General features: G+C 71.4%; 11 protein-coding genes. 5 read left to right on the plus strand and 6 right to left on the minus strand.

From position 1 onward, the window contains the following. Positions 1–7: 7 nt before the first annotated feature. Positions 8–841 carry an SDR family NAD(P)-dependent oxidoreductase gene (locus D7W79_RS09410; RefSeq protein ID WP_120525010.1) on the minus strand — a complete coding sequence of 278 codons (834 nt, stop codon included), beginning with the start codon at positions 839–841 and terminating at the stop codon, positions 8–10. A 119-nt stretch (positions 842–960) separates the two neighbouring features. Here D7W79_RS09410 and D7W79_RS09415 point away from each other — a divergent pair, with 119 nt between their 5' ends. The 3 genes from D7W79_RS09415 to D7W79_RS09425 are packed head-to-tail and all read left to right on the plus strand — an operon-like array spanning position 961 to position 2,905. Beyond that, the gene (locus tag D7W79_RS09415) at positions 961–1,215 is read left to right on the plus strand and encodes a hypothetical protein (RefSeq protein WP_244221680.1); all 255 of its coding nucleotides are present in this window, start codon (positions 961–963) and stop codon (positions 1,213–1,215) included. Then, a complete protein-coding gene (locus D7W79_RS09420) occupies positions 1,212–2,132 on the plus strand; it encodes a tetratricopeptide repeat protein (RefSeq protein ID WP_120525011.1) in 921 nt (306 codons plus the stop codon). The genes D7W79_RS09415 and D7W79_RS09420 overlap by 4 nt, the downstream gene beginning before the upstream one ends. Before the next feature lie 23 nt (positions 2,133–2,155). Further along, positions 2,156–2,905: an SDR family NAD(P)-dependent oxidoreductase gene (locus tag D7W79_RS09425; protein ID WP_120525020.1), complete on the plus strand. Its 750-nt coding sequence runs from the start codon at positions 2,156–2,158 to the stop codon at positions 2,903–2,905. Here D7W79_RS09425 and D7W79_RS09430 read toward each other — a convergent pair whose 3' ends face one another. The 5 genes from D7W79_RS09430 to D7W79_RS09450 all read right to left on the minus strand — a co-directional run bounded on the left by D7W79_RS09430 (position 2,906) and on the right by D7W79_RS09450 (position 7,701). Beyond that, complete coding sequence (locus D7W79_RS09430; protein ID WP_120525012.1) at positions 2,906–3,829, minus strand: DUF6929 family protein; 924 nt, start codon at positions 3,827–3,829, stop codon at positions 2,906–2,908. A gap of 21 nt (positions 3,830–3,850) precedes the next feature. After that, the gene (mgtE, locus tag D7W79_RS09435) at positions 3,851–5,179 is read right to left on the minus strand and encodes a magnesium transporter (protein ID WP_120525013.1); all 1,329 of its coding nucleotides are present in this window, start codon (positions 5,177–5,179) and stop codon (positions 3,851–3,853) included. A 246-nt stretch (positions 5,180–5,425) separates the two neighbouring features. Then, positions 5,426–5,812 (minus strand): lactoylglutathione lyase, encoded by a 387-nt coding sequence (gloA, locus tag D7W79_RS09440; protein WP_120525014.1) that lies wholly within the window; start codon positions 5,810–5,812, stop codon positions 5,426–5,428. Positions 5,813–5,819: 7 nt separating this feature from the next. After that, positions 5,820–6,683, minus strand: coding sequence for a hypothetical protein (locus D7W79_RS09445; protein ID WP_120525015.1), 864 nt, complete (start codon positions 6,681–6,683; stop codon positions 5,820–5,822). Next, positions 6,673–7,701, minus strand: a complete 1,029-nt coding sequence (locus D7W79_RS09450; protein WP_120525016.1) for a hypothetical protein — start codon at positions 7,699–7,701, stop codon at positions 6,673–6,675. The genes D7W79_RS09445 and D7W79_RS09450 overlap by 11 nt, the downstream gene beginning before the upstream one ends. Before the next feature lie 234 nt (positions 7,702–7,935). On the opposite strand from D7W79_RS09450, the gene hemL reads away from it, so the two are divergent. Both hemL and D7W79_RS09460 read left to right on the plus strand, forming a co-directional pair. Then, entirely contained in the window at positions 7,936–9,231 is a 1,296-nt protein-coding gene (hemL, locus tag D7W79_RS09455) for a glutamate-1-semialdehyde 2,1-aminomutase (RefSeq protein ID WP_120525021.1), read from the plus strand. After that, the coding region (locus tag D7W79_RS09460; protein WP_120525022.1) for a protein kinase domain-containing protein at positions 9,215–11,479 on the plus strand (2,265 nt) is incomplete at its 3' end. The genes hemL and D7W79_RS09460, both read left to right, overlap by 17 nt.

The following is an 11,479-nucleotide window of genomic DNA, read 5'->3' on the forward strand; positions in this document are numbered from 1 at the left end:
AGCGGCTCTAGCCGGGGATGCGCGCGGTGCGCTCGCGCATGCGCTTCTCCACCGCGATGACGCCCCGGAGGAAGATGCCGGGCGCCAGCCGCCGCAGCCGCCAGAACCAGCGCGCGTCCGCCATGGGCAGCACGTGCGGCGCGTTCCGGTCCACCGCCTTGAGCAGCCGCTCGGCGACCCACTCCGGTCCAATCCTCGACTGGTCCACCAGCTTCACGCTCATGCGGCGCGTCTCCGGGTCGGAGTAGGGCGCGGCCGCCGAGGCGATGTTGGTGCGGAAGAACGTGGGGCACGCCACCGTGACGCCCAGCCCCAGCGGGTGCAGCTCCGCGTAGAGCGTCTCCGACAGCGCGACGACGGCCGCCTTGGACGTGTTGTAGGCCGCCAGGTTCGGCGCGTACACGAGCCCCGCCGCGGACGCGATGTTGAGCACGTGTCCGGAGCCCTGCTTGCGAAGCCTGGGCACGAACGCGTGGCAGCCGTGGATGACGCCCCACAGGTTCACGTCCAGTACGCGCTTCCACTCGGACAGGGGCAGCGCGCCCACCGCGCCTCCCGTGGCGACGCCCGCGTTGTTCACCACCAGGTCCACGCCGCCAAACGCCTCATCCACGGCGCGCGCCAGCCCCTCCACGGCGTCCGCGTTCGTCACGTCGCACGGGTGCACGCGCGCCTCGCCGCCCAGCGCGGTGACGCGGCGGGCGGTCTCCTCCGCGCTGGCCGGGTCCACGTCCGACACCATCACCCGCGCTTGACGGGCCGCCAGGGCTTCACACAGCGCACGGCCAAGGCCACTGCCGGCGCCCGTCACCACCGCGCGAGGACGAGAGGGAAGGCTCATGGTTTCAGGACTCCTGGGAGGTGGAGGAAGGGGCGCGACGCGACAGGGCTAGCATGACAGGCGGGCAGGCGGGCGCACGGTTCGTGACCCGGGGTCGGAAGTTGGCTAGAACCCGGGCCGTGCAACGCGCCTTGGTGGCAGCAATGGCGGTCGTGGCGGCGGGGCTCCTGGGATGCAACGACCTGGAGAACTGCGGCTCGACGTCGGTGGACATCACCCGGACCGACGGGGGGCTCTACCGTTGCGTGACGTCCGAGGATTGCCCCCGGACTTCGCGCGTCTCCGTGTGCGTGACGGACGTCTCCTCCGAGCGCGAGTGCGTGCGCTGCGACGAGACGCGCTGCGTGCGCCTCATCCCGGAGTCGTGCCAATGACGCGCGGGCTGTCGCGATGGGCCTGCGTGCTCGCGGTGGGGGCGCTCGCCGTCACGGGTTGCCGCGACAAGCCGGTGGACCACATGCAGCGCGCCCGCGACGCCATCTTCGAGAAGCGTCCGGACGAAGCGCTGGTGGAGTACCGCAAGGCGTACGACCTGCTGCTGCGCGACGAGTCCCCGGAGGCGCTGGTGATGCGCGCCCGGGCGCTCAAGGGCGCCGCGGACGTGTACTGGCTGGAGCAGCGCAAGGTGAAGGAGGCGGTGAGCGTCTACCGCCAGCTCATCCAGCAGTGCCCGGAGTCCCCGGAGGCGCTGGACGCGCGCATCATCCTGGCGGAGCTGCTGCGGGTGCACTACCGCGACCTGCGCGGTTCCATTGATCAGCTCACCGCCGCGCTGCACCGCAACCCGCCGCAGAGCGCGGAGCTGCAGTACCAGGTGGCGAAGACGTACTTCGAGCTCCAGGACTATCCGCAGTGCGAGCTGGAGGCGAAGAAGCTGCCGGACCGCTTCGCCACCAGCCCCTACGTGGACGACGCGCTCTTCCTCCAGGCGCAGGCGCTGGCCATGGTGGAGGGCAAGCGCCAGGAAGCGCTGCGCACCTACGCGGATCTGCGCTCGCGCTTCCCGGACTCGGAGCTGGCGCCGTACGCCCTCTTCGAGATGGGCAAGCTGCGCGCGGACGCGGGCGACAACGAGAAGGCCATCGAGACCTGGGTGGAGTGCTTGAAGACGCACCCGGATCCGGCGCTCGTGCAGGACGCCATCGCGCGGGCGCGCCGCCGCCTGGCCAACCTCACGGTGGAGGGCATTGGCAAGAAGGAGGTGGCGTTCGACCGCAGCAAGCAGGCGCGCACCTCCGTGGAAGCCATGGGCGGCAGCGCCGAGGAAGCCGCCCGAGACCGCGGCGACTGACTTCTCGCGTGGGAGACATTCACATGAACGTGCTGGTGACAGGGGCCACGGCGGGCATCGGGCAGGCCATCGCGCGCCGCTTCGTGAAGGAGGGTGCGCGCGTCATCGCCACCGGGCGGCGCGGCGACCGGCTGGAGGCGCTCCAGGCGGAGCTGGGCGAGCGGCTCCTGCCGGTGACGCTGGACGTGACGGACAAGGCGGCGGTGAAGGCGGTGTTCGCGTCGCTGCCGGCGGACTTCGCGCAGGTGGACGTGCTGGTGAACAACGCGGGGCTCGCGCTGGGGCTGGAGCCCGCGCAGGCGGCGCGGCTGGAGGACTGGGACGTGGTGGTGGACACCAACGTGAAGGGCCTCCTGTACTGCACGCGCGAAGCGCTCACGGGCATGGTGGCGCGCGACCGGGGGCACGTCATCAACATCGGCTCCATCGCGGGCGAGTTCCCCTACCCGGGTGGCAACGTGTACGGCGCGACGAAGGCGTTCGTGCATCAGTTCACGCTCAACCTGCGCGCGGACCTGCACGGCACCGCGGTGCGCGTGACGGACATCCAGCCGGGCCTCCTGGGCGGCACGGAGTTCTCCAACGTGCGCTTCCGCGGCGACGACGCGAAGGCCGCCGCGCTCTACGACCGGACCCAGCCGCTCACGCCCGACGACGTCGCGGACACGGTGTACTGGGTGGCCACGCGGCCCGCGCACGTGAACATCAACGTCATCTCCATGATGCCGGTGGTGCAGGCCTTCGGCCCGCTGCTGGTGAAGCGCGGCGGCTAGCTAGCCCGGCACGGGCAGCGCGGCTTCCAGGAGCGGCGCGGGCACCGACGGGTCGTCCGCGTCCGCCACCAGCAGCACGTGGACGCGGCCACCCTCCACGCGCGCGTCCACGCCCTCCAGCTTCACGGGCACGTCCACCGCGTCCAGGTACACGGGCGTGCCGTCCGGCGCGAGCACGCCCACCGCCGAACCCGCCACCGGGCCATCCGCCACGCGGTCGCGGGACGCCTCCGCCGTGGCGGTGAACACCACGCGCCCGTCCGGCAGCGGTGACGCGTCCGTGAAGGACAGCCGCACGCCGTTGGCCTCGCCCAGCTCCCAGCGGCGCACGGTGCGCACCGCCTCCGGCCCCATGACGCCCGCGTCCAGGCTGGCCAGCACGCGGTCCAGGTCCAGGTCCACCAGCGCGTCCACGCCGCCTTCACCGTTGCCCCGGTTGAGCAGCCGCAGCCGCTTGCCCGCCACCGCCGCGCCCTCCACGTTGAGCGCCACCAGCTCCCGCTCCAGCTGCACGTAGAGCGGCGCGCAGTCCACCGTGCGCGGCTCACCCGCGAGCGTCCCGTCCGCGTTCAGGGGCAGCACCGACGCCCGTCGCCGCGTGGGCGTGGACCCCGAGGGCAGGGCCAGCAGCGCTCCGTGCGCGAACGAGGCGGACGGGCCCAGCCGGCACAGCGCCTCCAGGTCCGGCTTCGCCGCCTTGCGCGCCGCGTGTTCGTCCGGAAGGTCTCCCGGGAAGAGGCGCACGGTGTGGCCCGGCGCGTCTCCCACGGCGGGGAACACGGCCAGGTGGAGCGCGTCGTCCGCGACGACGTAGAGCCAGTCCCCCGCGCGCACCAGGCCACTGGCGGCGGAGACGTGCGCGGGACGGCCCGGGGCTTCGGGCGCCGCGAGGGTGAGCGTGCGGCGGCGGGTGGTGGGAATCATGGGAGCCTTGAGCGTCGCCGACTACAGCAGCGTGCCGCGCAGGAAGAGGCTGGCCGCCGTGAAGTAGATGACGAGTCCGGACACGTCCACCAGCGTGGCCACGAAGGGCGCGGACGCGCTCGCGGGGTCGAAGCCCACGCGCCGCAGGATGAACGGCAGCATGGAGCCGGACAGCGTGCCGAAGATGACCACGCCCACCAGCGACACGCCCACCGTCATGCCGATGAGCAGCGCATGGTCGCCATAGCTGTGGAACAGCGCCTGCCACGCAATCACCCGCAGGAAGCCCACGGCCCCCAGCACCCCGCCCAGCGCCAGGCCCGTGGTCAGCTCCCGCCGCGCCACGCGCCACCAGTCCTTCAGCCGCATCTCCGACAGCGCCAGCGACCGGATGATGAGCGTGGTGGCCTGGCTGCCGGAGTTGCCGCCCGAGCTGATGATGAGCGGGATGAAGAGGCTCAGCACGACGGCGCGGGCAATCTCGTGCTCGAAGTAGCCCATGGCCGTGGCGGTGAGCATCTCCCCCAGGAAGAGCACCATCAGCCAGCCGGCGCGCTTCTTGAGCATCGCCATGAAGCCCACGTCGAAGTAGGGCGCGTCCAGGGCCTCCATACCGCCGACCTTCTGGATGTCCTCCGTGGCTTCTTCCTGAACGACGTCCACGATGTCGTCCACCGTGACGATGCCCTTCATGCGCCGCTGCTCGTCCACCACGGGCATGGCCATGAAGCTGTGTTCGGAGAAGGTGCGGCTGACCGCCTCCTGGTCCGTGTTCTCCGCCACGGTGATGACGTCGCGAATCATCACGTCCGCCACGCGCTTGTCCGGCGCGGCCTGGAAGAGCTGGCGCAGGGACAGCACGCCTTGCAGCCGCTGCTCCGCGTCCAGCACGTACGCGTAGTAGACGGTCTCCACCTTCTCGCGCGCCTGCTTGCGCAGGTAGCCGATGGCCTCGTCGATGCTCATGTCCGGGCGCACGCGGGCGAAGCGCGGGTTCATCAGGCCACCCGCGTCGTCCTCCGAGTACGCCAGCAGGACGTTCACTTCACGGCGGCTGGCGTCGTCCAGCTGCGACAGGATGGCGTCCACCTGCTCCGGCTCCACGGCCTGGACCAGGTCGGCCAGGTCGTCCGGGGGGAGCAGCCGGACCCAGGTGCGGCGCTCGCCGGGGGGGAGGCTGAGGATGAGTTCGCCCTGCTCGCGCGCGGTGAGGCCCAGGAAGAAGTCGTCCGCCACCGCCGGGGGCAGCAGCCGGAACCCCTCCAGGCGTTCGTCCGCGGACAGCACCGCCCAGGCCTCGTGGAGCTCGTCGGGGGACAGCGCGTTCTGGCTCTGGGGACTCTCCACCATGGTGACGGCCTCGGAAGAAGAGGGGGAGGGTGCGCGCCGCGATGCATCGCGCGCGGGCCTCTCTACACCCCTGCCGGGGGCGCGGCGAGCGGAAGGCGCGAAACATCGCGAGGAATTCGCGTCCGCCTGCCTGTTCCGTTCATCCGTCCCCAGAGTCCGCCGGGGACCCGGGCCTGCCTGCCCATGCCGCCCGTGCTGGTGGCCCCCGGCGCCCTGGTTGCTTGGGGCGCCAGGGATTGGGCCAGGTCAGGCCTTCTGCTGGATGAGCTCGACCTTGTAGCCGTCCGGGTCTTCCACGAAGGCGATGACGGTGGTGCCGTGCTTCATGGGGCCGGGCTCGCGGACGACCTTGCCGCCGGCCTGGCGGATGGCATTGGCGGTGGCGTGGATGTCGCTGACGCCCAGGGCGATGTGGCCGTAGGCGGAGCCCAGCTCGTACTTCGCCGTGTCCCAGTTGTGGGTGAGCTCCAGCGCGGGGTGGGTGTCCTCGGGGCCGTAGCCGACGAAGGCGAGGGTGAACCGACCGTCCGGGTAGTCCTGGCGGCGCAGCAGCTTCATGCCGAGCACGCGGGTGTAGAAGTCGAGCGACTTCTCCAGGTCGCCGACCCGGAGCATGGTGTGGAGGATGCGCATGCGGTGGCTATAACCGCGGCGCGACGAGCTCCGCCAGCAGCCTCTTCACCGCGCCGCTGGCACGCCGGGCGGACTGATCCGCATCGACACCCGGGGCCGCTACGAAGCGGGCGTACTTCCGCGCGCCCGCCGCATCGAGGTCGGCGAATTCCTGCGCCAGGGCGACAAGGGCCTGCTGGAACAGGGGATCCGCATGAATGGGGCTCTTCCGGATGACCGGGGCGAGTCCTGCCTGTCCTCCGGGCCAGGACTCGACCATCCAGACGATGTCGTAGGCATCCTTGTTCTTGGGCCGGTTCCGCAGGGCATCCACCTTGGCCGCGAGATAGGCGGCGGGACCAGCGATCCTCAGCCGTTGATGCGTGCGGCCGCCACCTCCCGGAAGCTCGACGACGACCTCCTTCTCGATGAAGTCCCGGTCGATGAGGGTCCCGGTGGACAGGACCAGCGCGGAGAGCCTTCCTCCCACGACGCCCCCTGGCCGGTACAACCGGCCTGCCTCGCGTCCGGGGGCCAGGGGGCAGAAGAACTCGACCGTGAGGGGATGGGTGACGCCCCCCGTCCAGCGCCAGCTCGAACGAGGAAGGGGGCGGAAGCCCGCGGCCTTCAGGGTGCGTTCCAGCCGCTCGTAGTGGCCTACCTCGCCTTCCACGAGCGCGACCCGCAGACAGAGGTCGAGGTCCTGCGTGCCGATGTGGGGCTCGAGGCCGGGCCCCGGTTCTGGCACGAGCAGGGAAGGAACGAGGCCCCCGATGATGACGACGTGGGCGCCCGCGAAGCCGAAGGCACGGACCACATGCACGGCCTCCGCGAGCAGGGCGGACCGGACCGAAGGGTCGTACTCGCCCAGGTGTCCGCCTTCAGTAACCAAGGACCTCCTCGCGGAACCGCCGTGCGAGGTCCTCGCCCCGGCGCTCCGACTGGACATCCAGGTAGATGCGCACGTGCGGCGCCAGCAGGACGCCATCCCGGGACGTGGATGCCCAGCTGCCGACCTTGCCCGTGTCGTGGATCAACATGAGGTTCGCTCCGCGCTCCGTCACTTCCGCATCCAGGTGTTTCGCCGCCTGGGCCAGGGGCACCTCGGGTGAGATGCGGATGCGCGACATGGGGACGCTGGTGGGCCCGATGCCGAACATGCTGACCGCGGCGGCTCCCGTGAATGCATGGGCGATGCCTGCCTTGCCGAGCCGCGTGCTGGTCTGCTGCCAGAGCTCCTCGGGACGCCGCGCGTAGAGGGCCACTTGCAGGGAGCGCTCCCATCGCGTGGCGCGGGCCTGTCGCTCAAGCCAGTCGAGCAGTCCGGTCCGGTCCCGGACGGTGCGCCGCTTCGCGGGACCCCGTCCCTCCGCGCGGACCAGCTCCAGGTGCTCGAGCCAGGTCAGGAGCTTGTGGGCTTGCCCCAATGACACAGCGGCCTGCTCCGCGAACCGGGAGACGGAGACCGGCTGCTGCTCCTGGAGGAGCACCTGTACGGCTCGGACGCCATGGACGCCGAGGGTCGCGGAGCCCGCGGTCTTCTCGGGAGCGACGGTGCGGTCCTCCTCGAAGTGGAGGAGCACTCCCCGGGCACGCAGGTGGAGATGGCCACGCGAGTCCAGATAGCCCACCCCTTGCGCTTCCAGCGCTTCGCGAACGTCCTTCTTGAGCCAGGGACCCACGACGAACGGGAGGTCCCGGGACCGTCGCGCCGTCGCGGGACGGTGGGCCCCGAGCAGCAGCGGCAGCTGGTCCACACGGAGGCCGGGGGCGGCTTCCAGCAGGGTGAACGTCGCCACTTCGCGACCCTCCAGCTCCAGGTAGGGGCGGGATGCGCCGCGCGCCTGGAGCCAGGACCGCGCTGGCAGCCAGGGAATCAGCCTGGGAGGAAGATGGAGGATGGCAGGCATCTTTCACTCAAGGCGGCTTGTGGAAGCCAAGGAAGGTCAATGGGTTGAAGTCAGCATCTTCATTTTTAATGAAGATTCACTCTGAAGTGAAAATAGTGTCCAGATGAAAGTTGAGGAGGAGTGCCCCATGCCTGGCCGTGCCCCAAGGGCCTGGACGTCATGTGGGTTCGATAGCGGCCAGGCGGACGAAGAGCGGCGGCGAGGCACGGCGGACCGCGTGTTATGGAACCCGCCATGAAACACGCTCAAAGCCAGGCCCTCTTCGCCCGTGCGCAGGCGCGCATCCCGGGTGGCGTGAACTCTCCGGTGCGTGCCTTCCGTGGCGTGGGAGGCGACCCCGTCTTCTTCAAGGAGGGCTCCGGCGCGTGGCTCACCGACGTGGACGGCAACCGCTACGTGGACCTCGTCGGCAGCTGGGGCCCGCTCATCCTGGGCCACGCGTACCCGCCCATCGTGGAGGCCATCCTGGAGGCCGCCCGGCGCGGGACCACCTTCGGCGCTCCTGTCGCCGCGGAAGTGGAGTTCGCGGAGCTGCTCTGCGCCACCGTGCCCTCCGTGGAGAAGGTGCGCCTCGTGTCTTCCGGCACGGAGGCCACTGTCGCCGCCATCCGCGTGGCGCGCGGCTTCACCGGCCGCGACTACATCCTCAAGTTCGAGGGCTGCTTCCACGGCGCGGGCGACCCGTTCCTCGTGAAGGCGGGCAGCGGCGTGGAGACGCTGGGTCTGCCGGACTCTCCGGGCGTGCCGTCCGCGCTGGCGGCGCTCACGCTCACCGCGCCCTTCAACGACCTGGAGGCCGTGGAGCGCATCTTCCACGAGAAGGGCAAGGACATCGCCTGCGTCATCATCGAGCCCGTGGTGGGCAACATGGGCGTGCTGGTGCCTCGCCCCGGCTACCTCGAGGGGTTGCAGAAGCTCTGCCAGAAGCACGGCGCGCTCTTCGTGCTGGATGAGGTGATGACGGGCTTCCGGCTGGCCCGCGGCGGCGCGCAGGAGTTGTACGGGCTCAAGCCGGACCTGACCACGATGGCGAAGGTGGTGGGCGGCGGCATGCCGCTGGGCGCGTACGGCGGCCGGCGCGACGTCATGGCCAAGGTGGCCCCGGAGGGGCCGGTGTACCAGTCCGGCACGCTGTCCGGGAACCCGGTGGCGGTGGCGGCGGGCATGGCGTGCGTGAAGGCGCTGGCGGCGCCGGGGACGTACTCGCGGCTGGAGCACCTGGGCCTGTTGCTGGAGGAGGGCTTCCGCGCGGAGGCGAAGGCGGCGGGCGTGCCGGTGACGGTGAACCGCGTGGGCAGCATGCTCACGGTGTTCTTCACGGCGGAGCCGGTGTTCGACTACGCGTCCGCGAAGAAGGCGGACACGGCGAAGTTCGGGCGCTTCTTCCACGCGATGCTGCAAGAAGGTGTGTACCTGCCGCCCAGCCAGTTCGAGGCGGCGTTCGTGTCGCTGGCCATCGGCGAGCCGGAGGTGGCGCACGTGCTCGCCGCGGCCCGCAAGGCGTTCCGCGCGCTTGGCGACGCCCGTTGAACCGGAGGCCCTGACCGGGCCCGTGCGCTTCGGCCCCTACACCCTCGTGCGCCGCATTGGCGCCGGGGGGATGGGGGAGGTCTTCCTCGCGCGCGAGGAGGGCGTGCGGCGCGCGGTCGTGGTGAAGAAGGTGCTGCCGGGGCTGGTGGACAGCCGGCAGTTCGTGGGGCGCTTCCGCGACGAGGCGCGCGTGGTGGTGCGGCTGGCGCATCCGAACATCGCGCGCGTGTACGCGATGGGCGAGGTGGACGGGCAGCTGTTCCTGGCGATGGAGTACGTGCTGGGCAAGACGCTCAGCCGGCTCGCGTACCGCTTGCGGCAGCGTCAGCGGATGATGCCCCTGGGGCCGCTGCTTCAACTGGGACAGCGGCTGTGCGAGGGCCTGGCGTACGCGCACGACGCGACGGACGAGGAGGGGCACCCGCTGCACCTGGTGCACCGCGACCTGTCCCCCGCGAACGTGTGCGTGAGCTACGCGGGCGAGGTGAAGATCATCGACTTCGGCGCGGCGCAGTCCACGCTGAAGGAGCAGCAGACGGCGCCTCGCGTGGTGATTGGCAACCTCACGTACATGGCGCCGGAGCAGGCCCGCAAGCGCACGGTGGACCGGAGAGCGGACCTGTACGCGGTGGGCGTGGTGCTGTGGGAGTTGTTCTCGTGGAAGCCGCTGTCGCAGCGGGGGGACCCGCTGGAGCGCTGGCGGCGCGCGGCCTATCCGCAGTGGGAGCCCGCGGCGCGCTACCGGCCGGACCTGCCGCGCGCGGTGGACGCGTTCCTCGCGCGAGCGCTCGCGTCCGAGCCGAACGACCGCTTCCCCACGGCGACGGCCATGGCGGAGGCGCTGGGCGCGCTGAAGGAGAAGCTGGCGCCCAACGTGACGGATCAGGACCTGGTGCGGCTGATGTCGGCGGCCTTCCCGCGTGAGAAGGTCATCGAGCAGCAGGTGCTGGACGACCTGTTGCGCGAGCAGCCCGAGCGCGCGAGCACGCGGCAGGAGTTCCCGTCGGTGCTCATGCCGCCCGGGGCGCAGGACGTGGCGGAGGCGCTCCGCGCGCAGGAGGACATCGCGACGGAGGCGCTGGACGCGGCGAAGCTGCGGCAGGCGGAGTTCTCCGGCGTGGGTGAGCGGACCGAGGCGCTGGACGCGGCGAAGCCGCCGTCGGAGTACGCCAGCGTGGGTGAGCGGACCGAGGCGCTGGATGCGGCGAAGGTTGAACAGGCGCTGCGCGCGGCGGCGGCGCAGAGGCCCTGGATGGAGCCCGGCGACGAGTCCGGTCTGCCTCGCAAGGCGCCGCCGGTGCGGCTGCACAACCAGGAGGTCACCAAGGACGCCTGGGTGCCGGGCATCGGCGCCGCGGAGCCCACCGCGCCAGGACACTCGCCACGGAATGCGTGGACGCCGGGCTCGGGCAGTGGAGAGGCCACCGCGCCGGGGCATTCTCGCCAGACGCCGGAGATCGGCACGGGCGGTGGAGAGACCACCGCGCCTGGACAGGCATCGGAGCCTGCGAGGACGCCGAGCGACATCGCGCCTGGTCAGGCATCACAGTCCTCGTGGACTCCGGGCTCGGGTGGGGAGGACGCCACCGCCTTCGGTGCGGACCCCTCGCGGAGCGTGGGGCCGGTGACCCGCGACGTGCTCGCGGAGCGGATGCCGGGACCCGCGGCTGCTTCCACCCTCGAGGGTGCGGAGCCCGCGTCCGGAGCGGCTCGCGCGCACTGGACTCCCGGTCCGGGCGAGGACGAGCCCACCCCTCGCGAGCCTCCCGCCCACCTGGACTCTCCGGCCGGTCCGGGCTCCGAGGACACCACCGACCCGGGGGAGGGGACCCGGGAGGCCGCGGATTCCCTTCCGGGCAGGCAGGCCCCGGCCGAACAACCGTCTCGGCCGGATTGGAATCCGGGCCCGGACGCGGAAGACTCCGTTACACACCTTCGAGCGTTTCATCGTGAGGGGCCCCCCCCGGCCCCGGAGGACTCACCCATGCAGAACCGCCCCTCGCGCCCGGGCTGGACTCCTGGCGCAGGCAGTGAGGACTCCACGACCAACGAGCGGCCCTCACGCAAGAGCGGAACGGGCCTGCCCGCCGCCGGCAACACCGGCTGGACCCCGGGCTCCGGCGAGGACGACGCCACCGAGGGCGCCGGCTCCTCGCTCATGGCCGCGCGCCCCGACATCGACGACGCGGACGACGAGAGCACCGACGTCGCCAAACCCGGCCGCCCCATGACGAGCCCGGCACCGCGC

It is taken from the genome of Corallococcus exercitus (assembly GCF_003611585.1).
GTDB classification, from domain to species: domain Bacteria; phylum Myxococcota; class Myxococcia; order Myxococcales; family Myxococcaceae; genus Corallococcus; species Corallococcus exercitus.